The organism is Sphingomonas citricola (assembly GCF_019429535.1).
In the GTDB taxonomy this organism is placed as follows: Bacteria; Pseudomonadota; Alphaproteobacteria; order Sphingomonadales; family Sphingomonadaceae; genus Sphingomonas; species Sphingomonas citricola.
In genome coordinates this window covers 540,482-563,329 of record NZ_JAHXZM010000003.1, presented here as the reverse complement: position 1 = coordinate 563,329, position 22,848 = coordinate 540,482, and the positions used below count along the sequence as shown (strand labels likewise).

The 22,848-nt window shown below is 67.0% G+C and carries 30 protein-coding genes; 20 read left to right on the top strand and 10 right to left on the bottom strand.

The annotated features are described in order from the left end of the window. Positions 1-62 precede the first annotated feature (62 nt). Together dxs and KZ810_RS10425 are read left to right on the top strand one after the other, a co-directional pair. Positions 63-1,994, top strand: a complete 1,932-nt coding sequence (dxs, locus tag KZ810_RS10430; RefSeq protein ID WP_219769088.1) for a 1-deoxy-D-xylulose-5-phosphate synthase — start codon at positions 63-65, stop codon at positions 1,992-1,994. Between the two features lie 19 nt (positions 1,995-2,013). Next, on the top strand, positions 2,014-2,409 hold the full coding sequence (locus KZ810_RS10425) for a hypothetical protein (RefSeq protein ID WP_219769001.1): 396 nt from the start codon (positions 2,014-2,016) through the stop codon (positions 2,407-2,409). Here KZ810_RS10425 and KZ810_RS10420 read toward each other — a convergent pair. Continuing rightward, a complete protein-coding gene (locus tag KZ810_RS10420) occupies positions 2,406-3,071 on the bottom strand; it encodes an RBBP9/YdeN family alpha/beta hydrolase (protein ID WP_219769000.1) in 666 nt (221 codons plus the stop codon). The two genes, KZ810_RS10425 and KZ810_RS10420, sit on opposite strands and share 4 nt — an antisense overlap. A gap of 206 nt (positions 3,072-3,277) precedes the next feature. Between KZ810_RS10420 and KZ810_RS10415 the strand changes: the two genes are divergently transcribed. From KZ810_RS10415 to KZ810_RS10395, 5 genes are all read left to right on the top strand, one after another. Continuing rightward, entirely contained in the window at positions 3,278-4,012 is a 735-nt protein-coding gene (locus KZ810_RS10415) for a TlyA family RNA methyltransferase (protein ID WP_219768999.1), read from the top strand. 123 nt (positions 4,013-4,135) lie between these two features. Further along, on the top strand, positions 4,136-4,696 hold the full coding sequence (locus KZ810_RS10410; RefSeq protein ID WP_373369150.1) for a TspO/MBR family protein: 561 nt from the start codon (positions 4,136-4,138) through the stop codon (positions 4,694-4,696). A gap of 24 nt (positions 4,697-4,720) precedes the next feature. Beyond that, positions 4,721-4,999 (top strand): accessory factor UbiK family protein, encoded by a 279-nt coding sequence (locus KZ810_RS10405; RefSeq protein ID WP_219768998.1) that lies wholly within the window; start codon positions 4,721-4,723, stop codon positions 4,997-4,999. 49 nt (positions 5,000-5,048) lie between these two features. Next, on the top strand, positions 5,049-5,558 hold the full coding sequence (locus tag KZ810_RS10400) for a type III secretion system chaperone family protein (protein ID WP_444547603.1): 510 nt from the start codon (positions 5,049-5,051) through the stop codon (positions 5,556-5,558). Positions 5,559-5,577: 19 nt separating this feature from the next. After that, the gene (locus tag KZ810_RS10395; RefSeq protein ID WP_219768996.1) at positions 5,578-6,378 is read left to right on the top strand and encodes a pyrroline-5-carboxylate reductase family protein; all 801 of its coding nucleotides are present in this window, start codon (positions 5,578-5,580) and stop codon (positions 6,376-6,378) included. Between the two features lie 18 nt (positions 6,379-6,396). Here KZ810_RS10395 and KZ810_RS10390 read toward each other — a convergent pair whose 3' ends face one another. Then, positions 6,397-6,900: a MarR family winged helix-turn-helix transcriptional regulator gene (locus tag KZ810_RS10390; RefSeq protein WP_219768995.1), complete on the bottom strand. Its 504-nt coding sequence runs from the start codon at positions 6,898-6,900 to the stop codon at positions 6,397-6,399. A 73-nt stretch (positions 6,901-6,973) separates the two neighbouring features. On the opposite strand from KZ810_RS10390, the gene KZ810_RS10385 reads away from it, so the two are divergent. Both KZ810_RS10385 and KZ810_RS10380 read left to right on the top strand, forming a co-directional pair. Then, entirely contained in the window at positions 6,974-8,053 is a 1,080-nt protein-coding gene (locus KZ810_RS10385) for a branched-chain amino acid aminotransferase (protein ID WP_219768994.1), read from the top strand. Between the two features lie 75 nt (positions 8,054-8,128). Continuing rightward, complete coding sequence (locus tag KZ810_RS10380; RefSeq protein WP_219768993.1) at positions 8,129-9,007, top strand: MBL fold metallo-hydrolase; 879 nt, start codon at positions 8,129-8,131, stop codon at positions 9,005-9,007. A gap of 38 nt (positions 9,008-9,045) precedes the next feature. Here the strand turns inward: KZ810_RS10380 and KZ810_RS10375 are convergent, their stop codons facing one another. Further along, a complete protein-coding gene (locus KZ810_RS10375; RefSeq protein ID WP_219768992.1) occupies positions 9,046-10,233 on the bottom strand; it encodes an acetyl-CoA C-acyltransferase in 1,188 nt (395 codons plus the stop codon). Between the two features lie 101 nt (positions 10,234-10,334). Between KZ810_RS10375 and KZ810_RS10370 the strand changes: the two genes are divergently transcribed. The 3 genes from KZ810_RS10370 to KZ810_RS10360 are packed head-to-tail and all read left to right on the top strand — an operon-like array spanning position 10,335 to position 12,963. Next, entirely contained in the window at positions 10,335-11,084 is a 750-nt protein-coding gene (locus KZ810_RS10370; RefSeq protein ID WP_308461533.1) for a prepilin peptidase, read from the top strand. After that, positions 11,081-11,527 (top strand): hypothetical protein, encoded by a 447-nt coding sequence (locus KZ810_RS10365; RefSeq protein ID WP_219768990.1) that lies wholly within the window; start codon positions 11,081-11,083, stop codon positions 11,525-11,527. The genes KZ810_RS10370 and KZ810_RS10365 overlap by 4 nt, the downstream gene beginning before the upstream one ends. 26 nt (positions 11,528-11,553) lie before the next feature. Beyond that, the gene (locus KZ810_RS10360; RefSeq protein ID WP_219768989.1) at positions 11,554-12,963 is read left to right on the top strand and encodes a coniferyl aldehyde dehydrogenase; all 1,410 of its coding nucleotides are present in this window, start codon (positions 11,554-11,556) and stop codon (positions 12,961-12,963) included. A gap of 71 nt (positions 12,964-13,034) precedes the next feature. Here the strand turns inward: KZ810_RS10360 and KZ810_RS10355 are convergent, their stop codons facing one another. Beyond that, positions 13,035-13,193: a YdcH family protein gene (locus KZ810_RS10355; RefSeq protein ID WP_219768988.1), complete on the bottom strand. Its 159-nt coding sequence runs from the start codon at positions 13,191-13,193 to the stop codon at positions 13,035-13,037. A gap of 184 nt (positions 13,194-13,377) precedes the next feature. Between KZ810_RS10355 and KZ810_RS10350 the strand changes: the two genes are divergently transcribed. Together KZ810_RS10350 and KZ810_RS10345 are read left to right on the top strand one after the other, a co-directional pair. Beyond that, positions 13,378-13,572, top strand: a complete 195-nt coding sequence (locus KZ810_RS10350; protein WP_219768987.1) for a YdcH family protein — start codon at positions 13,378-13,380, stop codon at positions 13,570-13,572. 81 nt (positions 13,573-13,653) lie between these two features. Next, entirely contained in the window at positions 13,654-14,115 is a 462-nt protein-coding gene (locus KZ810_RS10345) for a DUF1465 family protein (protein ID WP_219768986.1), read from the top strand. 13 nt (positions 14,116-14,128) lie between these two features. Here KZ810_RS10345 and KZ810_RS10340 read toward each other — a convergent pair whose 3' ends face one another. After that, entirely contained in the window at positions 14,129-15,106 is a 978-nt protein-coding gene (locus KZ810_RS10340; RefSeq protein ID WP_219768985.1) for an NAD(P)H-dependent flavin oxidoreductase, read from the bottom strand. A 40-nt stretch (positions 15,107-15,146) separates the two neighbouring features. Next, complete coding sequence (locus KZ810_RS10335) at positions 15,147-15,671, bottom strand: gamma carbonic anhydrase family protein (RefSeq protein WP_219768984.1); 525 nt, start codon at positions 15,669-15,671, stop codon at positions 15,147-15,149. 103 nt (positions 15,672-15,774) lie between these two features. Between KZ810_RS10335 and KZ810_RS10330 the strand changes: the two genes are divergently transcribed. Continuing rightward, the gene (locus KZ810_RS10330) at positions 15,775-15,942 is read left to right on the top strand and encodes a hypothetical protein (protein WP_219768983.1); all 168 of its coding nucleotides are present in this window, start codon (positions 15,775-15,777) and stop codon (positions 15,940-15,942) included. Between the two features lie 7 nt (positions 15,943-15,949). On the opposite strand, the gene KZ810_RS10325 is transcribed toward KZ810_RS10330, so the two are convergent. Then, positions 15,950-17,269: an MFS transporter gene (locus KZ810_RS10325; RefSeq protein WP_219768982.1), complete on the bottom strand. Its 1,320-nt coding sequence runs from the start codon at positions 17,267-17,269 to the stop codon at positions 15,950-15,952. Positions 17,270-17,637: 368 nt separating this feature from the next. Between KZ810_RS10325 and pgsA the strand changes: the two genes are divergently transcribed. The 3 genes from pgsA to KZ810_RS10310 are packed head-to-tail and all read left to right on the top strand — an operon-like array spanning position 17,638 to position 18,903. Beyond that, positions 17,638-18,204: a CDP-diacylglycerol--glycerol-3-phosphate 3-phosphatidyltransferase gene (gene pgsA / locus KZ810_RS10320; protein WP_219768981.1), complete on the top strand. Its 567-nt coding sequence runs from the start codon at positions 17,638-17,640 to the stop codon at positions 18,202-18,204. Positions 18,205-18,208: 4 nt separating this feature from the next. After that, positions 18,209-18,460, top strand: coding sequence for a molybdopterin converting factor subunit 1 (moaD, locus tag KZ810_RS10315; protein WP_219768980.1), 252 nt, complete (start codon positions 18,209-18,211; stop codon positions 18,458-18,460). Positions 18,461-18,471: 11 nt separating this feature from the next. Further along, on the top strand, positions 18,472-18,903 hold the full coding sequence (locus KZ810_RS10310) for a molybdenum cofactor biosynthesis protein MoaE (protein WP_219769086.1): 432 nt from the start codon (positions 18,472-18,474) through the stop codon (positions 18,901-18,903). A gap of 1 nt (position 18,904) precedes the next feature. Here KZ810_RS10310 and KZ810_RS10305 read toward each other — a convergent pair whose 3' ends face one another. Together KZ810_RS10305 and KZ810_RS10300 are read right to left on the bottom strand one after the other, a co-directional pair. Beyond that, on the bottom strand, positions 18,905-19,807 hold the full coding sequence (locus KZ810_RS10305; RefSeq protein ID WP_219768979.1) for a hydrogen peroxide-inducible genes activator: 903 nt from the start codon (positions 19,805-19,807) through the stop codon (positions 18,905-18,907). A gap of 72 nt (positions 19,808-19,879) precedes the next feature. Beyond that, positions 19,880-20,650: a sulfite exporter TauE/SafE family protein gene (locus KZ810_RS10300; protein ID WP_219768978.1), complete on the bottom strand. Its 771-nt coding sequence runs from the start codon at positions 20,648-20,650 to the stop codon at positions 19,880-19,882. A 144-nt stretch (positions 20,651-20,794) separates the two neighbouring features. Between KZ810_RS10300 and epsC the strand changes: the two genes are divergently transcribed. Both epsC and KZ810_RS10290 read left to right on the top strand, forming a co-directional pair. Next, on the top strand, positions 20,795-21,475 hold the full coding sequence (epsC, locus tag KZ810_RS10295) for a serine O-acetyltransferase EpsC (protein ID WP_219768977.1): 681 nt from the start codon (positions 20,795-20,797) through the stop codon (positions 21,473-21,475). Further along, entirely contained in the window at positions 21,475-21,819 is a 345-nt protein-coding gene (locus KZ810_RS10290; protein WP_219768976.1) for a DUF2794 domain-containing protein, read from the top strand. Before epsC ends, KZ810_RS10290 begins: the two co-directional genes overlap by 1 nt. Before the next feature lie 127 nt (positions 21,820-21,946). Here KZ810_RS10290 and KZ810_RS10285 read toward each other — a convergent pair whose 3' ends face one another. After that, the gene (locus tag KZ810_RS10285) at positions 21,947-22,846 is read right to left on the bottom strand and encodes an SDR family NAD(P)-dependent oxidoreductase (RefSeq protein WP_219768975.1); all 900 of its coding nucleotides are present in this window, start codon (positions 22,844-22,846) and stop codon (positions 21,947-21,949) included. Between the last annotated feature and the right edge of the window lie 2 nt (positions 22,847-22,848).

Genomic DNA, 22,848 nt, shown 5'->3' with positions numbered 1-22,848 from the left:
TTGGGCAGGCTTGGTAGATCGTTGCAATCGACACGAGCATGAGCGTGGTATATTCGGCCACGATGGCCAATGTTCCTGCGACGCCGCTGCTCGATACCGTCCACACCCCAGCCGACCTTCGCAAGCTCACTCCCGAGCAACTGCCGCAACTGGCCGATGAACTGCGGCAGGAGACGATTTCGGCGGTCGGTACCACCGGCGGGCATCTGGGTTCTGGCCTCGGTGTGGTCGAACTGACCACTGCGATCCATTACGTCTTCGACACGCCGCGCGACCGCCTGATCTGGGACGTCGGGCACCAATGCTACCCGCACAAGATCCTGACCGGGCGACGCGACCGCATCCGCACGCTGCGCCAGGGCGGTGGGCTGTCGGGCTTCACCAAGCGGAGCGAGAGCGAGTACGATCCGTTTGGCGCGGCGCATTCGTCCACGTCGATTTCGGCGGCGCTCGGCTTCGCGATCGCCAACAAGCTCGCGGGCACGCCGGGCAAGGGCATCGCGGTGATCGGCGACGGCGCGATGTCGGCCGGCATGGCGTATGAGGCGATGAACAACGCCGAGGCCGCGGGCAATCGTCTGGTCGTCATCCTCAACGACAACGACATGTCGATCGCGCCGCCGGTCGGGGGTCTGTCGGCATATCTGTCGCGGATGGTGTCGAGCCGCGAGTTTTTGTCGCTGCGCGATTTGATGAAGAAGGTCGCGCGTAAGCTGCCGCGCCCGTTCCATTCGGCGGCGCGCAAGACCGACGAATTCGCCCGCGGAATGACGATGGGCGGCACGCTGTTCGAGGAACTAGGCTTCTACTACGTCGGGCCGATCGACGGCCACAATCTCGAGCATCTGATCCCGGTACTGGAGAATGTTCGCGACGCGGAGGAAGGCCCGATCCTCGTCCACGTGGTGACCAAGAAGGGCAAGGGCTACGCGCCTGCCGAAGCTGCAGCCGACAAATATCACGGCGTGCAGAAGTTCGACGTCATCACCGGCACGCAGGCGAAGGCCCCGCCGGGCCCGCCGCAATATCAGAACGTCTTCGGCGAGGCACTGACGAAGGAAGCGGCGAACGATCCGCGCATTTGCGCGATCACTGCGGCGATGCCGTCGGGCACCGGGCTCGACAAGTTCGCCAATGCTTATCCCGATCGCTTCTTCGACGTCGGGATCGCTGAGCAGCATGCGGTGACCTTTGCCGCGGGGCTCGCCGCGCAGGGGATGCGGCCGTTCGCCGCGATCTACTCGACCTTCCTTCAGCGCGCCTATGACCAAGTCGTCCATGACGTCGCGATCCAGAACCTGCCGGTCCGCTTCGCGATCGACCGCGCCGGCCTCGTCGGCGCTGATGGTGCGACCCACGCCGGTTCGTTCGACGTGACCTATCTCGCCACACTGCCAAATTTCGTCGTCATGGCGGCGGCGGACGAGGCCGAACTGGTCCACATGGTCCATACCTGCGTCGAGCACGATTCGGGCCCGATCGCGGTACGCTATCCGCGCGGCAATGGCACCGGCGTCGCGCTACCCGCGACGCCCGAACTGCTCGAGATCGGGAAGGGCCGTGTCGTGCGCGAGGGCAAGAAGGTCGCGATCATGTCGCTCGGCACGCGTCTCGCCGAGGCGATGCGCGCCGCCGACACGCTCGACGCGCGCGGCCTGTCGACCACAGTCGCGGACCTGCGCTTCGCCAAGCCGCTCGACGAGGCGCTGATCCGCCGCCTGCTCACCACGCACGAGGTCGCGATCACGATCGAGGAGAATGCGGTCGGCGGTCTTGGCGCGCACGTCCTGACGATGGCGTCGGACGAGGGGCTGACCGATGCCGGGCTCAAGATCCGCACCATGCGCCTGCCCGACCTGTTCCAGGATCAGGACAAACCCGAGGTACAGTACGCGCAGGCCGGGCTCGACGCTGACGCGATCGTGGAGACGGTTCTGAAGGCGCTGCGCTACAACGAGGTCAGCCAGGAGGCGGGGCAGGCGGCGAGCGCCTGATCCCCCGGGCATTTCGCGTATGACCGGGTGGCAGAAGGTTGCGGCGCTGACCGCGCTCTACATCGTTGGCCTGCTGTGGGTGAACTGGAACATGGTGCGGCGCGTGCGTGGCGCGCAGGCGGCGAGGGCCGCATGGACCGCCGCCGATTTCGACGCGGTATTCGCCGATCTGGACCCGCGCGTCGCGCCTGCGATACGCGAGGGGCTCGCGCCGCTCTACGGCGAGGGTGTGGTGCCGCGTCCCGAAGATACGCTCAAACGCTTCCTCAAACTCGACAGCGGCGAGGTCGAGGATTTGGCGACCGCGATCGTCGTGCGGCTGGACCCGGCGCGCTCGCACGACCCACGGGTTATCCCCGCATTGCCCGACGTCGCGGCGCTGACCCGCTACGCCGACGCGCAACTTCGGCGTTAACCAAGCGGCAGGCGATCGTCGCCAGCGCAGGGCCGAGATAGGATCGAGCGCGCATCACCCGGCGAGCGTACCTCACCATACGGACCACCCGCCGCGGCGAGCACGCGGTCGAGCAGTTCGAGCCCCTCGGGCCAGCGGCCGAGGCCGCTCGCCGCGTTGATATGGCCATGCGGCCCGAGATCGATGAAATGGCTGCCCCAGTCGACCGCCAGACTGTGCGCGCGGTCGGCGTCGATCCACGGGTCGTCGGTCGACGACACCACGATCGAGGGGAAGGGCAGCGATTGCTTCGGCGCTGGCGCGAACGGCTTCAACTCGTCGGCGACGTGCGCGCGGTCGACGTCGGCGGGGGCGACCAGCAATGCGCCCGCGACGGGCCAGCCATAGGGCTGCGGGCTCATCGCCGCCCACCACGCGACCGCGATGCACCCGAGCGAATGCGCCACGAGAATCACCGGCGCACGCGCCGACGAGATGGCCTGATCGAGCTTGGTCACCCAGGCGTTGCGATGCGGACGGTCCCACATCCCCAATTCCACCCGCGACGTATCGGGCCGGCTTTTTTCCCACAGGCTCTGCCAATGCGCGGGGCCGGAGCCACCGAGCCCCGGTACGGTCAGGATCGTCGGCGTCACCGCCAGGTCGAACATCGCGCGTGCCATTGCGTCACCTCCGATCGGCGAGGCCGCGGCGCAGTCTAGGGGTCGGCACCACCGCGGCCTCGCCCATGAAGCTATTACCTACTAAGCCGATAGACAATCGTGCAGCGCAGCAATCGGCACCGGACGTGGTCCGATTGCGGCGAGCCGTTTCGTGCTTCGAGCATGAAAACGCTGTCAGATCGCGGCGCATTGAGTAAGGCGCGGCAATGGCGAAGCAACGTGCCGATCAGATGCTGGTGGACCGCGGACTCGTTGAGTCGCGTGCACGTGCGCAGGCGCTCATCATGGCAGGGCTGGTATTCGTCGGTGATCGCAAGGTCGACAAGCCGGGGCAGGCGCTCGTCGAGGACGTGATCCTCGACGTGCGCGGACGCGACCATCCCTGGGTCTCGCGCGGCGGAGTGAAGCTGGCGCACGGCCTCGATCATTTCGGCTGGGACGTGACCGGCGCCGTCGCGATCGACGTCGGCTCCTCGACCGGAGGCTTCACCGACGTGATGCTCAGCCGCGGCGCGGTGCGCGTCTACGCGGTCGACAGCGGCAGCAACCAGCTCGCGTGGAAGTTGCGGCAGGATCCCCGCGTCGTCGTCCACGAACAGACCAGCGCGCGCATCCTGACGGCGGATCACGTGCCCGAGCCGATCGATCTGGTGGTGTGCGACGCGAGCTTCATCGGCCTCGCCAAGGTCCTCGACAAGCCGCTCGGCTTCGTTCGCACCGGCGGGCGCGCGATGGCGTTGATCAAGCCGCAGTTCGAGGCCGGTCGCGAAGAGGTCGGGAAGGGCGGGGTGGTACGCGATGCCGCGGTCCACGCACGCGTCTGCACCGAGGTCGCGGACTGGTTCACCGCGCGCGGCTGGAACGTTGAGGGGATCACCGAGAGCCCGATCACCGGCCCGAACGGTAACGTCGAATTCCTGATCGCGGCGACGCTGCGCTGATCTGCGTGCGGGCTGCCGCGACGTCGTGGCGCCTCGCGATGGGACCGATACGGAACGTCGCCCCGCGATAGGGTGTTTACGCGCGCGCGTCGATCGTGCACCGGCGACGCGACCGTGAAGGGGATGGAATTGGGTTCGATTGCGTCGAAGGGTCAGCTGCGGATGTCGTTCGTGCGCTGGGCCGCGTTCGTCGTGCCGCTGGTGCTGCTGCTCGGTTTCCTGTCGGGGCGCAGCGTCGCCGCCGGTAACGAGAACGCCTGGTACGTCGCGCTCGCCAAGCCGAGCTTCACGCCGCCGGGCTGGGTGTTCCCGGTCGCGTGGACGATCCTGTACGTGCTGATCGGCTTCGCCCTCGCGATCGCGATCTCCGCGCGCGGTGCCCCGCTGCGTGTCGTGGGGGTGGTGCTGTTCGTGGCGCAATTCGCGCTCAATCTGGCGTGGACGCCGCTGTTCTTCGGCGCGCACAAGGTCGGCGCGGCGTTCGTCGTGATCGTGCTGATCTTTGCCTTGTCGCTCGCCACCGCCTGGACGTTTTCGCGCTTTCGCCCGGCGGCGGCGGTGTTGATGCTGCCCTATCTTGCCTGGCTCGCCTTCGCCGGCGTGCTCAACTGGCAGATCGTGCAGCTGAACCCGAATGCCGATACCATTGTGCCGGCGGGCCGAACGTCCCAAATGATCGGCTGAGCAACGAAATCGAGAGCGAGCGCGATGCAGACGGAAAACAAGATCTTCGGCGACTTCGCCAAACTGCTGAACGGTGCGGCGGGCACGCTCGCCGGCGTTGGACGCGAGGCGGAAGCCGGTGCGCGTGACCGTGTCCGCGAATGGGTCGGCGGGCTCGACTTTGTCAGCCGAGACGAGTTCGAGGCGGTGAAGGCGATGGCGGCGGCGGCGCGCGACGAGAATGATGCGCTCCGCGCGCGGATCGACGCGCTAGAGGCGGCCGCCAAACCGGTCGCAGCGCCCCCCCTGTCGCAGAACGGCTGAGGCGCACGCTGCCCCTTTCCGTTTTCCGCGTTGATGTGCGATGACGTCGATAATGCTCGACGAAGCCGACATGGAACCCGAACGCGAGGCACCGCTCGAAATGCTCGAGTCGTACTTCCTCGCGCACGGGTGGTCGTGCGATCGCCACGACGAGGAGATCACCGCGACGATCAAGGGCAGCTGGACCGAGTACGAGCTTCGCGCGCTTTTCCGCGAGGAAGACGGCGTGCTGCAGTTCCTTGCCTTTCCAGACGTCAAGGTAACCGAGGACCGTCGCCCTGCGATCTGGGAAACGCTCGCGCTCGTCAACGAGCAGCTCTGGCTCGGCCATTTCGAGCTTTGGTCGACGAGTGGCATCCTGCTCTACCGCAATGCGACGATGGTCGATTCGGTCGACGACGAACCCAGCCTGTCGCTCACTGCGGCGGAGCTGATGATCGAGACCGCGATCGACGAGTGCGAGCGTTTCTATCCCGTGTTCCAGTTCGTGCTGTGGGGCGGGAAGACCCCTGCGGAGGCGATCGCCGCTGCGATGGTCGAGACGCACGGCGAAGCCTGACCGCGACGGAGCTGTTACCATGCGCCTGTGGATGATCGGCTGCGGCAACATGGCCGGCGCGATGCTGCGTCGCTGGATCGCGAGCGGCGTGGTCCAACCCGGCGACGTTCATGTCGTCAACCGCAGCGACCGTGATCTTCCCGCCGGAGTCGTGCAGGCACGCGAGCTTCCGTCCACCGGTGTCCCCGACATCGTCGTGCTGGGGGTCAAGCCGCAGCAGCTGGACGAGGTCGCCGCGCGCCACGCCGCGCGCGTCGCCGCCGCGCCGGTGATTGTGTCGATGCTCGCCGGCGTCGATGCTGCCGGGCTGCGCAGCCGCTTCCCCGGCCCCGAGCCGATCGTCGTCATGCCCAATCTGCCGGTCGAGATCGGGGAGGGCGTGGTCGCGGTCCACGCCCCCGAGGCGGATGAGGCGGCGCGCGCGTCGGTCGACGCCTTGATGGCACCGCTCGGGCTCGTGCGGTGGTTCGACGATCCTGCCTCGTTCGAGGTCGCGGGCGCGCTATCGGGCACCGGCCCCGCGTTTCTGTTCCGCTTCATCGACGCGCTCGCAGCGGCAGGCGTGGCCGGCGGCATGGACCGCGACGACGCGGCGGCGGTCGCGATGACCACGGTCGCGGGCGCGGCGCGGATGGCCGCGGCGAGCGAGCGAACGCCGGCAGCGCTCGCTGATGCGGTGGCGAGTCCCGGCGGCATGACGCGGCGGGGTCTGAACGTGCTCGATGCCGACGCAGCGCTCAACGGATTGCTGACGCGCACGCTGGACGCCGCGATCCGACGCGGGCGCGAAATGGCCGAGGAACGGCGCCGCCCGGTCTGAGCGGCGGTCAGGTATCGATCAGCGGCGCAGCGCCTCGACCCGCGGCATTTCCTCGGGCGGGATCAGCCCTTCGAGTACCGCCCAGAACCCCGTCACCGCATTCATCCCGGCGCGCGAATAGGCGGCGGACAGCCGTTCACGCAGCGCCTCGAACAACTGCGCCTCCAGTGCTGCACCTTCCTCGGTCAGTCGCAACAGCCGTTGGCGCCGGTCGCGCTCGCCCGGTCGCGTCTCGACCATGTTGCGCTCGATCAATTCGTTGAGCACGCGGCCGAGCGATTGCTTGGTGATGTTGAGCAACGCGAGCAGCTCGCTGACCGGCATGTCGGGCCGCCGCGCGATGAAATAAAGCGCGCGGTGGTGCGCGCGGCCGAGCCCCTGTTTCGCCAGCCCGCGATCGATCGCGCGTGTAATGTGGCTGTTTCCGAAGTAGAGCAGCTCCATGCCCCGACGCAGCTCGGGCTCCCGAAGAAACTGCGGCGACGCGATCTGGGAAGGGGCGGGCTGGGGTGGGGCAGTCATGTTGACCGGCTTTGCCATCGCCCATAACCGACCGCAACCCGCTTTGCGGCGCATCATACCTGGAGGAACCGCCGTGTTCGCGCTTGAACGTCATCCCACGCCCGTCTCGAACGAGGACCGCACCGCGCGACTGGTGGACCCGGTGTTCGGACGCGTGTTCACCGATCACATGGCGGTCATGCTCTACAACGAGGAACAGGGCTGGCACGACGGGCGCATCACCGCGCGCGCGCCGCTGACGATGGATCCCGCATCCGCCGTCCTCCACTACGCGCAGGAAATCTTCGAGGGCATGAAGGCGTACCGGCAGGAGGACGACAGCGTCTCGCTGTTCCGCCCGCGCGCCAACGCCGAGCGTTTCCGCGCCTCTGCGCGTCGCATGGCGATGCCCGAACTGCCCGATGAGCTGTTCCTCGCCTCGATCCATGAACTGGTGAAGACCGATCGCGACTGGATCCCGACCAGCGCCGAAGGATCGCTCTACCTGCGTCCCTTCATGATCGCGTCGGAGGTGTTTCTGGGGGTCAAGCCTGCCGCGCAGTACATCTACATGGTGCTTGCCTCGTCGGTCGGCGCGTATTGGAAGGGCGGCGCGCGCGCGATTTCGCTGTGGGTCAGCCACGATTACACACGTGCGGGCGCGGGCGGCACAGGCGCGGCGAAGTGCGGCGGCAATTACGCGACAAGCCTCGTTGCGCAGCAGGAGGCGATCCGTCGCGGCTACGATCAGGTCGTCTTCCTCGACGCGGCGGAGCGCCGCTGGATCGAGGAGCTGGGCGGCATGAATATCTTTTTCGTGTTCGACGACGGCTCGATTCAGACCCCGCCGCTGACCGGGACGATCCTCCCCGGCATCACGCGCGACTCGATCCTCACCCTCGCGCGCGACGAGGGGCTGGTGGTGCGTGAACAACCCTACTCGATCGAGCAGTGGCGCGACGACGCGGCGAGCGGCCGCCTGGTCGAGAGCTTCGCCTGCGGCACCGCCGCGGTCGTGACGCCGATCGGTCGCGTCGCGGGGCCCGGTTACGAGTTTACGATCGGCACCGGGTCAACCGGGCAGACGACGCAGCGCATTCTCGACACGCTGAACGCGATTCAGCGTGGTCGCGCGCTCGATCCGCACGGCTGGCGCGAACCCGTGCTCGTCTGAGAGTGCGGGCGGCGCGCTGGGAACGCACGCGCGCGCCGGTCATTTCGGCTCTGCCATCTGCAGAGGACCCGTTCGATGATCCGCCCACTCGCCTCGCTCGCGCTCGGTGCTGCCTTCGCCGCGGTCGCGGTATCCGCCGCGCCGCGGGTTGCCGCGCCCGCCGCCACCCCGTTTCGCGTCGGCGCGGTCGAGGTCGTCTCGCTGCGCGACGCGAAAAACGTCGTGGCGAACGACGGGCAGACGTTCGGCATTGGTCATCCGACTGCGGACGTCGCGGCGGTATTGCGCGCGCGGGGTGCGCCCGCCGATCCGATCACACTCGGCGTCGACCAGCTTCTCGTCCGTCTACCGGGTCGCGTGGTGCTGATCGACAGCGGTTTCGGCGCGAAGATGAACGGCGTGCTGGTGCGCAGCCTCGCCGCCGCCGGGGTCACGCCCGATCAGGTAACCGACGTGCTGATCACGCACGGCCACCCCGATCACGTCGGCGGCCTGGTCGATGCGAACGGCAAACCCGCCTTCCCCCGCGCGACGATGCGGATGTCAGCGCCCGAATGGCAGTCATTACAGCAGGGCCGCGCCGCCGCGGTCGCGCCGGTGATCAAGGCGCAAGTGAAAACCTTCGCACCGGGTGCGCAGGTGATGCCCGGCATCACCGCGGTGGCGCTTCCCGGCCATACGCCGGGCCACAGCGGCTATCGCATCAGCTCGGGGAAGCAGAGCCTGCTCGTCATCGGCGACACCGCACACAGCGCGATCGTCTCGCTCGCCGAGCCGGCGTGGCGGATCCAATATGACGGCGACAAGCAGCAGGGCGCACGGACACGCGAGCGCGAACTCGCACAACTGGCAGCGACGCATCAGCGCATTTTCGCCGGGCATTTCCCCTATCCCGGCATCGGCTACGTTGTCCGATCGGGCGCGGGCTACGCCTTCCAGCCCGAGCAGCGTTGAACCGCCGCCCCTCCCGCATCGGGAGGGGCGACGATCCGTCAGTTCATCAGTTCGACCGCCATCGCGACCGCCTCGCCGCCGCCGATGCACAGCGACGCGAGCCCGCGCTTCTCGCCGCGATTCTCCATCGCACCGAGCAACGTCGCGAGCACGCGCGCGCCCGAGGCACCGATCGGGTGACCCAGCGCGCACGCGCCGCCGTTGACGTTGAGCTTCTCGTGATCGATCCCGAGATCGCGCATCGCGATCATCGCGACACAGGCGAACGCCTCATTGACCTCGAACAGGTCGACCTCATCCTTGCTCCAACCTGCGCGTTCCAACGCCTTGCGCATCGCCGCGACCGGCGCGGTGGTGAAGCGGGCGGGGGCGTGCGCGTGCGCGGCGTTGGAGACGACGCGCGCGACCGGCTTCAGCCCCAGCCGCTCGGCGACCGACAGCCGCGTCATCACCAGCGCGGCCGCACCGTCGGAAATCGACGAAGCGTTGGCGGCGGTGATCGTGCCGTCCTTCGCGAACGCCGCCTTCAGCGTCGGGATCTTGGCGACATCGCCCTTCGCCGGCTGCTCGTCGAGGCTGACCGTTGTGCTGCCCTTGCGCCCGGCGACCTCCACCGACACGATCTCACGGTCGAACGCGCCCGACTTCTGCGCCGCCTGCGCGCGCTGGAGCGATTTGATCGCGTAATCGTCCTGCGCCTCGCGCGTGAACTGATATTCCTGCGCGGTCTCCTCGGCGAACACACCCATCGCCTTGCCCGGCTCGTACGCATCTTCGAGCCCGTCGAGGAACATGTGATCGAACAGGCGATCGTGCCCGATCCGCGCGCCGCCGCGGTGCGCCTTCGAAAGATAAGGCGCGTTGGTCATGCTCTCCATGCCGCCCGCGACGAGCAGGTCGATCGACCCGGCGCCGAGTGCTTCGGCCCCCATGATCGCCGCCTGCAGCCCCGACCCGCACATCTTGTTGAGTGTCGTCGCCTCGACATGCTCGCCCAGTCCCGCGAAGATCGCGGCCTGACGCGCCGGCGCCTGGCCGAGGCCCGCGGACAGCACGTTGCCCATATAGATCCGCTCGACCGCTTCCGCGCTCACGCCCGCGCGCTCGACCGCCGCCTTCACCGCGGTTGCGCCCAGTTGCGGCGCGCTCGCACCCGCCAGGGTCCCCTGCATCGACCCCATTGGGGTACGAGCGTAGGAAAGAATGACGACGGGATCGCTAGCCATGACATGCTCCTGCTGGGCGGCCGGCCTGCATGGAGCCGGCGCTGGTTGTTGCACCGCACCTAAGATATGCGACACGCGATTGCCAGAGGTGGGAGACACGCGTGACGGTGGCATCATGGGTCGTGCTTCTTGCCATTGCCGGCGCGATTGCTGGCAGTTTCCTGTCGACCATCGTCGTGCGCTGGCCAGAGGGTCGCTCGGTGCTGCGCGGCCGATCGGCGTGCGATGGCTGCGGGCGCGCCCTCGCGGCGTGGGATCTCGTTCCGATCGTCAGCGCGGTCGCAGCGCGTGGATGCTGCCGCACATGCCACGCGCAGATCGACCCGCGGCACCTTGGGATCGAGCTGGGCTGCGCTGCGATCGGTGGCATCTCCGCGTTCGCCGCGCCGGGGTTGGCGGGCGTGGCGGGTGCGTTCCTTGGCTGGCTACTCCTGACGCTCGCTGCGCTCGACGCGGCCGAACTGTGGCTGCCCGACCCGCTCGTCGTCGTGCTCGCGCTCGCCGGTGTGCTGAGCGCGGTCTGGTGCGCGCCGCCGCTCGGCGATCGGTTGATCGGCGGGGTAGGGGGCTTCGCCGTCTTGTGGCTGATCGCTGCCGCTTATCGCCGGTTGCGCGGGCGCGAGGGGCTGGGCGGCGGTGATCCCAAGCTGTTCGGCGCGATCGGGCTGTGGCTCGGCTGGCGGATGCTGCCCGCGGTGCTGCTGTTCGCCGGGCTGATCGGCTTGGGGCTGGTGCTGGTCCAGGCCATGCGCGGCCGCGCGGTCGCCGCCGACGATGTGTTGCCGTTCGGGACGTTTCTCGCCGTGGCGGCTTACCCGGCGTGGCTCGTCATGATAATCCTGGCGCCATGATCTCCGCGCTTCTCGCCGCGCTACTGCTCGCACCCGGTGCCGCCGAGCCGCGTCCACCCGCCTCGATCGACGGTTATCCGATCGGCGGCATCGGGCGGCAGTCGCTGCCCGCGAAGGGGTGCGCGGCCTATCTGTTCAGCACGGGTGAGACGCGGACGCTGGTCGCGATGGCGGGCGCGGAGGCGGGTGTGCTGCGGATCGCGCTCGACGGGCAGGTACGCGACTATGCGCGCGCCGCGACCGGCGCTGCCGTTGACCTCGGGTTCGCCAGCCAGACGCGCTACGTTGCAGGGGACACCGCAGTGACGCTCACCATGACGATCACGCGCCGGCCCGATCTGGCGCAGGGTGCGATCGTGTCCGACGCGACGCTGCTCGTCGAACGCGGTGACAAGGACGGGGTGATCATGCCCCTCGCCGGGATGATCGGCTGCGCGAGTTAGACAAACATACAACAGGGGAGAGTGTGATGCGTGACGTATTGGATGCTCAACGTGCCGCGTTCATGGCGGCGCTTCCCGAACCCCTGGCGACGCGGCGCGATCGGCTGAGCCGCGCAGCCGCGATGATCGCTGACCATGCCGACCGCCTGTGCGACGCCTTATCGGAGGATTTCGGCCATCGCAGCCGCGAACAATCGATGATGACCGATATCGCGAGTTCGGTCGCGCCGATCCGCCACGCGTTGAAGCATCTCGAAACCTGGGCCCGCCCGGAAAAACGTCGCGTGCAATTCCCGCTCGGGCTGCTCGGCGCGAAGGCCGCGGTCGAATATCAGCCCAAGGGTGTCGTCGGCGTGATCGCGCCGTGGAATTTCCCGGTCAATCTCGTCATGTCGCCGCTCGCGGGCATTTTCGCCGCGGGCAATCGCGCGATGGTCAAGACGAGCGAGTTCACGCCCGTTACCGGCGCGCTGATGGCTGAGATCGCGCGGCAGTATTTCGACGCGGCCGAACTCGCCTTCGTCGAGGGCGGGCCGGAGGTCGGCAAGGCGTTCGCGGAACTGCCGTTCGATCACCTGATCTTCACCGGCGCAACGGGGATCGCGCGTCACATTCTCCACGCCGCGGCGGATCACCTCGTGCCCGTCACGCTCGAACTCGGCGGCAAGTCGCCGGTGATCGTGGGAGAAAGCGCCGACGTCGCGCGCACGACCGAGCGCGTCGCGCTCGGCAAGATGCTGAACGCCGGGCAGATCTGCCTCGCCCCCGACTATATGCTCGTCCGCCCCGAGCAGGAGGAAGCGGTGGTCGCCGGGCTCAAATCGGCGGCGTCGGCGATGTACCCGACGCTCCTCACCAATCCCGACTACACCGCGATCATCAACGATCGCCACCACCAGCGCCTGACCGACTGGGTCGAGGATGCGCGATCGAAGGGCGCACGCGTCGAGGTCGTCAACCCGGGACACGAGGATTTCGGCGCCACCAACAGCCGCAAGATGCCGCTGACGATCGTCCGCGACGTGACCGACGACATGACGCTGATGCAGGAGGAGATTTTTGGCCCCGTCCTGCCGATCCGCCGCTACGATACGCTGGATGGCGCGATCGATCTGGTCAACCGGCGCGACCGTCCGCTCGCGGTCTATTATTTCGGCGACGACGAACGCGAGCAGCGGCAGGTCCTCGACCGCACGATCTCGGGCGGCGCGACGATCAACGATGTGATCTTCCACGTCTCGATGGAGGATCTGCCCTTCGGCGGCGTCGGTCCGTCGGGGATGGGCAGTTACCACGGGCTCGACGGCTTTCGCACGTTCAGCCACGCGAAGGCGGTGTATCGGCAGCCGAAGATCGACGTTGCCAAACTGGCTGGTTTGAAGCCGCCCTACGGCGCGGCGACGAGGCGCGGCATCGCGCAACAGATGAAACGCTGAGTCCCGTCGTCGCCGGTGGTCGGCGTATCGAAAAGCCCGGCGGATCAGCACCGCCGGGCCACGTCAGAGCCTCAATGCGCCGCGGTGATTTCTTCCTTCAACCGCAGCTTCTGCTTCTTCAGATCCGCGAGCACGGCGGCGTCGGGCAGGGGGCGCTGCGACTCGGCGTGGATCCGTTGATCGAGTGTGGCGTGCTTCGCCTCCAGGGCCTGCATATGGGCAGTCTGCATCGCTCTTTCCTCCTTCGTGGTTGAACGAGACTGGGGAGTGAACCACCAATCGACGCGAAAGTCTCGCTACAAATCGTGACCTTGCGACGGATCGCGGCGACTGCGCGATGACGTGCGATTTGCTGCACATGCGCAGTATCGCCGGCTATAAGAGCGGGGAAGAGCGGTCTGGGGGCGCAACCGAGTGGACGAACAGCATATTCTCGCGCGGCTCAACCTGCTGCGGATCGAGCATCGCGATCTCGACAGTGCGATCGCCGCCTTGTCGGACGGTGTACCCGACCAATTGCAGCTTGCGCGGTTGAAGAAGCGAAAGCTGAAGCTGCGCGACGAGATCAGCACGCTCGAGGATTATCTGCTGCCCGACAGCATCGCCTGATCCGAAATGAGACTGGCGCCGCCGGTACCGCGCGCAGGCACCCGTGGCGCGTTCTCGCGCGCTATGGCACGATCCTGACCCATGCTGCACCGCTTTCCCGACGACCGAATTCATCGCCGGCTGATCGACTCGGTCTATGTCGAGGCGATGCTGCTCGCCGACGAGGCACGCAGCTATTTCGACGAGGTCGGGCGGCTCGAGCGGGAGATGCTGTCGCCGATGACTCGCGTGTCGTTCAGTTGCGAGTCGCTCAAGGTGACGACCCGGCTGATGCACGTGATCGCGTGGTTGCTGACTCAACGCGCGGTGATCGCGGGGGAACTGTCAGCAGCGCAGGCGCTGGAACCGTCGCGGCGGCTGGGCGAGGCCCCCGATACCGACGCGCACGTCGCCGACGACATGCCCGCGCAGGCGCAGCGGATGATCGCGGCGAGCATCGACCTCCATCGCCGCGTGTCGCGGCTCGACGCGGCACAGGGGCGCGGCGCGTACGAACCGAGCCCCGCCCGCGCGATGCTCGATCGGTTGGCGACCGCGTTCTAGGCGTTCGCGTGGTTCAGGCCGCAGCGGCGCCGAGCCCGAGCCGCGCGCGCGCGCGCTGATATTCGCGCTCGAGGCGATCGACGCGCGCCGCGACCGTTTCGACCTTGTCGACCGAGCCGATGCCCTGGCCCGATCCCCAGATGTCGCGCCACGCCTTCGCCTTGCCGGCATTGTCGCCGCCGCCGAAGTTCATCGTCTTATAGTCGCCCGCGGGCAGGTTGTCGGGGTCGAGCCCCGCCGCCTCGATCGACCCGCGCAGGTAGTTGCCGTGCACGCCGGTGAATAGGTCCGAATAGACGATGTCGGCGGCGCGCCCCTCGACGATGCCCTGCTTGTAGCGGTCGTCGGCGTTCGCTTCCTCGGTCGCGATGAAGATCGATCCGGCGTAAGCAAAATCGGCGCCCATCGCCTCCGCCGCCAGAACCGCGTCGCCGGTGCCGATCGATCCCGACAGAGCCAGCGGACCGTCGAACCATTGCCTGATCTCGCTCACCAGCGCGAACGGCGACGTGCGCCCGGCATGCCCGCCCGCGCCCGCGGCGACCGCGATCAGTCCGTCGGCACCTTTCTCCACCGCCTTGCGTGCGAAGCGGTCGTCGATGACGTCGTGCATCGTGATCCCGCCCCAGGCGTGGACGGCCTGGTTCAGTTCGGCACGCGCGCCGAGCGAGGTGATCGTAATAGGCACCTGCCACTTCTCGCACACCGCTAGATCCTGCTCGAGCCGGTCGTTCGACTTGTGCACGATCTGATTGACCGCGAACGGCGCGGCGGGGCGATCGGGATGCGCGCGGTTGTGCGCGGCTAGTTCCTCGGTGATCCGATGCAGCCATTCGTCGAGCAGCGCCGCCGGACGCGCGTTCAGCGCGGGAAACGACCCCACGATCCCCGCCTTGCACTGCGCGATGACCAGCTCCGGACCGGAGATGATGAACAGCGGCGAACCGATGATCGGCAGGCGCAGGCGGCTGAGGATGGCGGGCTTCGACATAATTCGGGTTATGCAGACGCGGTCGCGCCTGTCCAGCGCGCTATTCTACCTCGTGCAACTCCACCGCCGCTGCCCGCCCGTTCGCGACATAATGCGCTGCTGACACCTTCAGCATCGCGATCGCGCGCTCGTCGAGCGCGCGTACCGCCTTGGCGGGGCTGCCGACGATCAGGCTGCCGGCGGGAAAGGTCTTGCCCTCGGTCACCAGCGCGCCGGCGCCGACCAGGCAGTCGTCGGGGATGACCGCGTTGTTGAGCACGGTCGCCCCCATGCCGATCAGTACGCGGTTACCGATCGTGCAGCCGTGAAGGATCGCGTGGTGCCCGATCGTCACGTCCTCGCCGATCGTCAGCGGTGAATTTGGATCGGAATGGAGCATCGCGCCTTCCTGGACATTGCTGCGCGCGCCGATCGGGATCGGCGTATTGTCGGCGCGGATCACCGCGCGGAACCACACGCTCACGTCCTCGCCGAGGATCACCTCGCCGATCACGTCGGCGCTGGGGGCGACCCAGGCGGTTGCGTGGCGGGTCGGGCGCTTCCCCTTGAAGGCGTAGAGCGGCATCAATCTCTCCTAACGTGTCCCGTTCGGGTACGTCCCGTTTCGGTACGGGCGTTAACCAAGGGGTTTAATCGACCAAATCGTAAACGTCGCGTTTACCAGCGCCATGAAGCGCAGACTTGTTCTCACCAACGAAGCCGCCGGCCACCCGTTTCGCCGCACCCTGCCGCCGCCCGCGCCTGCGCGGAAGGTACGTTCCGACGACAATGACGTGAAGCTGTTCGTGCTCAGCTTCGCCGCCTTCTTCACCTGTTTCTACACGCTGATTTTCTAACCCCGGATCAGCCGGCGCAGTCCGTCGCCGGGCAGCCGTCATCGCACGCACGGTGCAGTTTCTGCGCCAGCCACGCGCTCACCAAACACATTCCGGCGACGACGAACAGCAGGTCCTCGGCGGTGACGCCCGCCATGCTGATACCGGTCACTACCGCGGCGCCCGTTACCATCGCCGCGGAATTGACGACGTTGTTCGCCGCCACCGTGCGCGCGGTCTGATCCTCCTTCACCGTGGTGGTGAGGAAGGCGTAGAGCGGGACGACGAACATGCCCCCCGTCACCGCGATCGCAAGAAGAACGATCAGGACCAGTGCGGCGCGCGGCTGCGCGATGAATGCGGTCCAGTCGTACAACTGCCCGGCGGGTGCCGGCTCCCACGTGCGGACCAGCAGCGAGAAGATTACCACGAACACCCCCATCGCGATCACCGAGGCAGGCGCGTATTTCGCCGAGATACGGCCTTTCAGCATCGTGTTGATGACGACCGATCCGATCGCGATCCCGATCGACAGCGTTCCGGTGAAGATGCTCGCGACCTGCTGGCTAGTCGTCAGCACGTTCTTCACCAGCGGCGGGAAGATGATGATCAGCACCGCGCCGATCGTCCAGAAAAAGCTGATCGAACAGATCGCGAGGAACAGCCGCGGGATGTGCAGCGTCGCCGAGACCAGCCGCCACGACGAGCGGAACGGGTTCAGATCGAGCGGGATCGGCGGCCCGAGCCGCGGTGCCGGGGGCACCTGCCGCCCGGAAAGCCAGCCGATGCCGGCGATGATCAGCACGCCGATCGCCGCGCTGTGCGGGCTTATCCAGCCCGCGACGACCGTACCGGTCAAGATCGCCAGATACGTCCCCGCCTCGACCAGCCCGGTTCCGCCCAGCACGTAGCCGCGCGCCAGATGCTGCGGCAGGATCGCGTATTTGATCGGGCCGAAGAATGTCGAGTGCATCCCGAGCAGGAACACCGCACCCAGCATCAAGCCGATCCCCGTCGTCTGCCAGGCGGTATGCGCTACCAGCAGCCCAGTCGCACCCACCAGCATGATGCCGATCTCCGCCGTCTTCACGATGCGGATGATCCGCGCCTTGTCGTGGCTGTCCGCCAATTGTCCGGCAAGCGCGGAGAACAACAGGAACGGCAGCGTCGACAGCGCGGTCGCGAGCGCGTTGAAGCTCTGTTCGACCTTGGGATCGTTGAAGATCGCGTAGGTCGCGAACAGGACCATCGCCTGTTTGAACAGGTTGTCGTTGAAGGCGCCCAGAAACTGGGTGGTGAACAGCGGCAGGAAATTGCGGCGTTTCAGGAGCCCGAGGGCATTGATCATGACGCGAGAAAGGGCCCGTCCTGTGGCGAAACTGCCGCTGGCATAGCGGCTTCGTAAGCGCGGACCAATGCCGATTGTACGGCGGCGATCCGGGGGGCACGTGAACGCAGTGGCAACCGTGACGCCGGCGCGGCGGTCGGTCGACGGCGTGGCGGGGGGAGGAATGCTAGCAATCCGGGTCGCTATTCGACGCGTGAACCGAAGCCCGGTCCATCTACGCGAACAGGAACGGCGCCGGGATCCCGTCCGGCATGGCGAGGAAAAGCAGCCTTCGGATAAACCGATCGCCACGCATGGCCCGTCCGCGTTCCTCACACGATCGACCCGCCCCTTGCACCCCGCGCCGACGCGGTCCAAGCGTAGGCGCGATGTTGTCGCTTCCGAACCTGCTCACTTTGTCGCGCATCGTGGCGGTGCCACTGCTCGTCGGATTGCTGTGGTGGCCGTCCTGGGCAGCGGGGTTCGGGATCGCCTTCGCGCTCTACTGCCTGATGGGCGTAACCGATTATTTCGACGGCTATCTCGCGCGCGCGCAGGGTACCGTGTCGAAACTCGGCGTGTTCCTCGATCCGATCGCGGACAAGATCATGGTCGCCGCCGTGATCCTGATGCTGGTCGGAACGCGGCACGAGGACACCGCGGTCATCACCGGGGTACACATCATCGCCGCGCTGGTGATCCTCTTGCGTGAAATCGCAGTATCGGGGTTGCGCGAATTCCTCGCGGGACTGCAGGTTTCGCTGCCGGTTTCCAAATTGGCAAAGTGGAAGACAACGCTGCAACTCGTTGCGTTCGGGGCGCTGATCCTCGCCGGTGCGCTGCCGGCGGATGCGTGGATCAAGCTCGTTGGGCTCGCCTGCCTGTGGGGCGCGGCGGCGCTGACGCTGATCACCGGCTGGGATTATCTGCGTGTCGGTATCAGGCATATGGATTAAGCGCATGCAATTGCTGTATTTCGCCTGGGTCCGCGAACGGATCGGCATGGGTGGGGAAGAGGTGTCCCCGCCCGAGGCCGTCGAGACGGTAGCGGATCTTGTCGCGTGGTTGTCGTCACGCAGCGACGGGCATGCCGCTGCCTTCGCGAAGCCTGCGCGGTTACGCGCGGCGGTCGATCAGGCGTTCGTCCCGCTCGATACGCGCATCGCGGGTGCCCGCGAGATCGCGATCTTCCCACCGGTGACCGGCGGATGAGCGACGCTGCGATGATCCGCATCCTTGTCACCACCGACGCGATCGATATCGCGGCGGAGCAGGTGTCGCTCGAACAGGGCGGGGCGGTCGCGACCTTCACCGGTCTGGTCCGCGCCGACGACGGGGTCGCAACGCTCGAACTCGAACATTATCCCGGTGCGACCGAGGCGGCGTTGCTCCGGCTCGCCGAGCAGGCGGTGGCGCGCTGGTCGCTCTCGGCCGCGACGATTGTCCACCGCGTCGGCCCGATGCATCCGGGCGAGCGGATCGTCTTCACCGGTGCGGCATCCGCCCACCGCGCCGCCGCGCTCGAGGCCTGCGCGTTCCTGATTGACCGGTTGAAAACCGATGCGCCATTCTGGAAACGCGAAGTCGTCGCGGGCAAGGGGCGCTGGGTCGAGGCACGCGAGAGCGACGACCACGCCGCGGATCGCTGGCGCTGAGCTAGCGCGCGGTTTTCAGAACTTCGGCGAGGAGCTGGAAGTCACGCTCGCGCGGTGATGCGCGCCGCCACACGAGCGCGAGCGTGCGGTCGGGATGCTCGGCATCGAGCGGCCGCGCCGACACGCGCGTATGTTCGAGGATCCCTGCATCGAGCGCGATCTTGGGCAGCATCGTAACGCCCAAGCCGTTGTCGACCATCTGCACGACGGTATGCAGCGAGGTGCCGAGCATCGTCGCTTCGGCGCGCAGTTCAGGCCGGTTGCACGCCGCGAGCGCGTGATCCTTCAGACAATGCCCGTCTTCGAGTAAAAGCAGCCGCGTCTCGTCGATGTCGGCTGGCTGGACCGCGGCGGGAGAGGCCGGCATCTCGCCCTCGGGAAAGGCGAGATACAGCCGATCGTCGAACAACGGTGCGACCGACACGTCGCCGCAGGCATAGGGAAGCGCCAGCAGCACACAATCGGCGCGCCCGTTGGCCAGCGCCTCGCACGCCGGGCCGCTCGGCTCCTCGCGCAGGAACAGTTTCAGGTCGGGATAACTCTCCCGCAGCCGTGGCAGGATGCGCGGCAGCATGAACGGCGCGATCGTCGGAATGACGCTCATCCGCATCTCGCCCGACAACGGACGTCCCGCAGCGCGTGCCATGTCGCCCAGTTCCTCCGCCTCGCGCAGCACTCGTCTCGCCTTGGCCGCGATCTGATCGCCCAGCGGAGTGAAGCGCACGACGCGGCGTGTCCGCTCGACCAGCGTGACGCCGATCAGCGTCTCGAGCTCGCGCAGACCCGCCGACAGCGTCGACTGCGTCACGAAACACGCGTCTGCCGCGCGGCCGAAATGGCCGTGATCCTTCAGCGCAATCAGATATTGCAACTGCTTGAGCGTCGGCAGGTAAGTGGCTGACATTCTTCGCTCCGCCCGATCGGAGCGCGCAGGCATACGCGCTTCCATCGATCAGGCAAGCAAAGCCCGCCCCGGCTACAGCAATACCGCGACGACGAACCCGTAAGTGCTGGTGATCGTCAGCACCGCCCCGACCAGGATGAGCAGTGCGCGCGTCGGGATCCGCTTGGCGAGGATCGCGCCGAGCGGTGCCGCCGCCACCCCGCCGACCAGCAGTCCCAATGTCGCGGTGGCGAAGTCCCTGAGGCCGAGGTGATAGATGAATGCGGCCGACACCGTCAGCGTCAGGAAGAATTCGACCGAGTTGACCGTGCCGACAACGCGGCGCGGCTCGACGCCCTGTACGAGCAGGTTGGACGTGACCATCGGACCCCATCCACCGCCGCCTACCGCGTCTAGAAAACCGCCGATCAGCCCGATCGGCGCGACGATCTTCGCCCGACCGCGCTGCGGGGCGGCCATCAGCCCGCGAATTAGCAGGTAGATCCCCATCGCGACCAGATAGGCGAGCACGAACGGCTTCACGACGCTGCCGTCGATGCTCGTCAGCACATAGGCACCCGTCACCCCGCCGATCAGGCCGGGGATCAGCAGGCGGACGAACAGTTTCCGGTCGATGTTGCCGTGAAGCGCGTGGCTGATTCCCGACACCGCCGTGGTGAACGTCTCGACGATGTGGACGTTGGCGGATGCGCGCGCGGGGGCGACGCCCACTACCGCGACCAGCAATACGTTGCAGATCACCCCGAATGCCATGCCCAGCGCACCGTCGACCAGTTGCGCGGCAAATCCGATCCCCACGAAAGGGAGGATGGCGGCGAGGTCTATCTGGCTGATATCTGGCATGAAGTCACCTTGGCGGTACTTGGCAGCGCGGTCGAGCCGTAAATCCGATGGCTGGACTAGGGTTTGTTCGCGCGTTGTTCGGCGCTGGAAAAGGTCAGGGGGTGCACCTAAGTGCGGGGTTCACGCGTATAGGGGCGCGGTACCATGTCACTTCTCTCATACATTGACTCGATTCGCGCGCGTGATCCGGCACCGCGCAGCCGCGCGGAGATTCTCACATATCCGGGCGTCTGGGCACTCGGCTGGCACAAGCTCGCGCACCGACTGTTCCGTGCCCGCCTGTTCTTTCTCTCACGGTGCGTGAACCACTTCTCGCGCGCGACCACCGCGATCGACATTCACCCCGGCGCCACGATCGGCCGCAACTTCTTTATCGACCACGGTTTCGTCGTGATCGGCGAGACCGCGGTGATCGGCGACAACGTGACGATCTACCAGTGCGTGACGCTTGGCGGGACCAGCCCCGACAACGGCGTGGGCGGCAAGCGGCACCCGACGATCGCCGATGGAGCGATCATCGGGTCGGGCGCGCAGGTGCTGGGGCCGATCACGGTCGGCCCGCGCGCGCGCGTCGGCGCCAACGCGGTAGTAACGCGCGATGTGCCCGAGGGTGCGGTGATGGTCGGTATCCCCGCGCGTCCGACGATGGTCGAGGGCGGGCAAGCGCCCGAGCGTCGCTTCGTCCCCTACGGCACGCCGTGTTCGGAGATGTTCGATCCCGCCACGCAGAAGGTGGAGCTGCTCCGCTGCGAGTTGGAGGCGATGCGCAAGCGGCTGGACGCGTTGCTGGAGGAACAAGACAGCGATCGGCGTAACCGCGCCTGATGGGTACCGTCACTCCGTTTCCGAAGCCGGCCGGCGCACCGTCGCAGGTCGCGTTCGACCGACAGGAACTGACGCGTATCCTCGACCTCTACGGCCGCATGGTCGCGGCGGGGCACTGGCGCGATTACGCGATCGATCTCGGGCGCGAAGCCGCCATCTTCTCGGCGTTCCGCCGCGCGACCGAACGGCCCGAGTTCCGCGTCGAGAAACGCCCCAGCCTACGCCAGCGTCAGGGCATGTGGACACTCGTCGGGGAGGCAGGGCAGGTGATCAAACGCGGGCACGAATTGGGACCCGTCCTCGCCCCCGTCGAGCGGCGTTTGCTCAAGCTGGTCGAGGAATGACGCTCTGATTCGATCGAGACGTCATGCGCCGTTGCGCCGCTTCACACCGTCACACGATCCGCGCAAGGCGGCACTGACGTAAAGCCAGAACGGGCGCCTCCGAAACGAAAGGCACCCGTGTCTCTGATCAGCCTTCCTGCAGCTTCTTGCCGATCAGCATCGCCTGCGCCGAACCGGAATCAGGTACGATTTCCCCGGTGCGATCGGTGATCTGCGCCCAATGCGCCGCGATCCCCTCGGGCGAGAGATCGTTGCCCTTGAGTGCTACGCCCTGCGTCAGCGTAACGTAGCTCGCCTGGAACACCCCGGCGCCCGCACCGAGGATCTGGTTGGTCGGCGCGTCCTCGCTGACGAGGAACAGCGCGGCTGGCACGACCTTGTCGGGCGAGAAAGCGTCGAACAATTGCTCGGGGAAGATGTCCTGCGTCATCCGCGTCCCCGCGGTCGGCGCGAGCGTGTTGACCTTGATGTTGTTCTTCGCACCTTCGAGGTATAACGTCTTGGTCAGACCCGCGAGGCCGAGCTTCGCCGCGCCGTAATTCGCCTGGCCGAAATTGCCGAACAGGCCCGTCGACGACGCAGTCATCAGCACGCGGCCGTAATTCTGCTCGCGAAACGTTTCCCAGCACGCCTTGGTCGCGTTGGCCGACCCGATGAGGTGGACCTTGACGACGAAATCGAAATCCGCCGGCTCCATCTTCGCGAACGTCTTGTCGCGCAGCACGCCTGCGTTGTTGATCAGGACGTGGACGCCGCCCCATTTTTCTTTTGCCTGTGCGACCAACTCGACCATCTGGTCGTATTCGGTGACGCTGGCACCATTGGCGATCGCCTGACCGCCCGCGGCCTCGATCTCCTCGACGACCTTTTGCGCGGCATCCGACGCGCCTTGGCCGCTGCGGTCGCCGCCCAGATCGTTGACGACGACCTTCGCGCCGCGACGCGCGAGTTCGAGCGCATATTCGCGCCCCAGACCGCCGCCGGCGCCGGTGACGATCGCGACCTTGTCATCGAAACGGATGGACATGG

Bases quoted from the DNA above. Each gene is read 5' to 3' on its own strand.
- KZ810_RS10380 (WP_219768993.1), top strand. From the start codon at position 8,129: ATGATCCGCCCACTCGCCTCGCTCGCGCTCGGTGCTGCCTTCGCCGCG.
- epsC (WP_219768977.1), top strand. From the start codon at position 20,795: ATGTCACTTCTCTCATACATTGACTCGATTCGCGCGCGTGATCCGGCA.
- KZ810_RS10335 (WP_219768984.1), bottom strand. From the start codon at position 15,671: ATGCCGCTCTACGCCTTCAAGGGGAAGCGCCCGACCCGCCACGCAACC.
- KZ810_RS10360 (WP_219768989.1), top strand. From the start codon at position 11,554: ATGCGTGACGTATTGGATGCTCAACGTGCCGCGTTCATGGCGGCGCTT.
- KZ810_RS10310 (WP_219769086.1), top strand. From the start codon at position 18,472: ATGATCCGCATCCTTGTCACCACCGACGCGATCGATATCGCGGCGGAG.
- KZ810_RS10410 (WP_373369150.1), top strand. From the start codon at position 4,136: ATGGAATTGGGTTCGATTGCGTCGAAGGGTCAGCTGCGGATGTCGTTC.
- KZ810_RS10395 (WP_219768996.1), top strand. From the start codon at position 5,578: ATGCGCCTGTGGATGATCGGCTGCGGCAACATGGCCGGCGCGATGCTG.
- KZ810_RS10415 (WP_219768999.1), top strand. From the start codon at position 3,278: ATGGCGAAGCAACGTGCCGATCAGATGCTGGTGGACCGCGGACTCGTT.
- dxs (WP_219769088.1), top strand. From the start codon at position 63: ATGGCCAATGTTCCTGCGACGCCGCTGCTCGATACCGTCCACACCCCA.
- KZ810_RS10325 (WP_219768982.1), bottom strand. From the start codon at position 17,269: ATGATCAATGCCCTCGGGCTCCTGAAACGCCGCAATTTCCTGCCGCTG.
- KZ810_RS10300 (WP_219768978.1), bottom strand. From the start codon at position 20,650: ATGCCAGATATCAGCCAGATAGACCTCGCCGCCATCCTCCCTTTCGTG.
- KZ810_RS10405 (WP_219768998.1), top strand. From the start codon at position 4,721: ATGCAGACGGAAAACAAGATCTTCGGCGACTTCGCCAAACTGCTGAAC.
- KZ810_RS10340 (WP_219768985.1), bottom strand. From the start codon at position 15,106: ATGTCGAAGCCCGCCATCCTCAGCCGCCTGCGCCTGCCGATCATCGGT.
- KZ810_RS10305 (WP_219768979.1), bottom strand. From the start codon at position 19,807: ATGTCAGCCACTTACCTGCCGACGCTCAAGCAGTTGCAATATCTGATT.
- KZ810_RS10420 (WP_219769000.1), bottom strand. From the start codon at position 3,071: ATGGCACGCGCGATGTTCGACCTGGCGGTGACGCCGACGATCCTGACC.
- KZ810_RS10330 (WP_219768983.1), top strand. From the start codon at position 15,775: ATGAAGCGCAGACTTGTTCTCACCAACGAAGCCGCCGGCCACCCGTTT.
- KZ810_RS10355 (WP_219768988.1), bottom strand. From the start codon at position 13,193: ATGCAGACTGCCCATATGCAGGCCCTGGAGGCGAAGCACGCCACACTC.
- KZ810_RS10375 (WP_219768992.1), bottom strand. From the start codon at position 10,233: ATGGCTAGCGATCCCGTCGTCATTCTTTCCTACGCTCGTACCCCAATG.
- KZ810_RS10290 (WP_219768976.1), top strand. From the start codon at position 21,475: ATGGGTACCGTCACTCCGTTTCCGAAGCCGGCCGGCGCACCGTCGCAG.
- KZ810_RS10345 (WP_219768986.1), top strand. From the start codon at position 13,654: ATGCTGCACCGCTTTCCCGACGACCGAATTCATCGCCGGCTGATCGAC.
- KZ810_RS10365 (WP_219768990.1), top strand. From the start codon at position 11,081: ATGATCTCCGCGCTTCTCGCCGCGCTACTGCTCGCACCCGGTGCCGCC.
- KZ810_RS10425 (WP_219769001.1), top strand. From the start codon at position 2,014: ATGACCGGGTGGCAGAAGGTTGCGGCGCTGACCGCGCTCTACATCGTT.
- KZ810_RS10390 (WP_219768995.1), bottom strand. From the start codon at position 6,900: ATGACTGCCCCACCCCAGCCCGCCCCTTCCCAGATCGCGTCGCCGCAG.
- pgsA (WP_219768981.1), top strand. From the start codon at position 17,638: ATGTTGTCGCTTCCGAACCTGCTCACTTTGTCGCGCATCGTGGCGGTG.
- moaD (WP_219768980.1), top strand. From the start codon at position 18,209: ATGCAATTGCTGTATTTCGCCTGGGTCCGCGAACGGATCGGCATGGGT.
- KZ810_RS10285 (WP_219768975.1), bottom strand. From the start codon at position 22,846: ATGTCCATCCGTTTCGATGACAAGGTCGCGATCGTCACCGGCGCCGGC.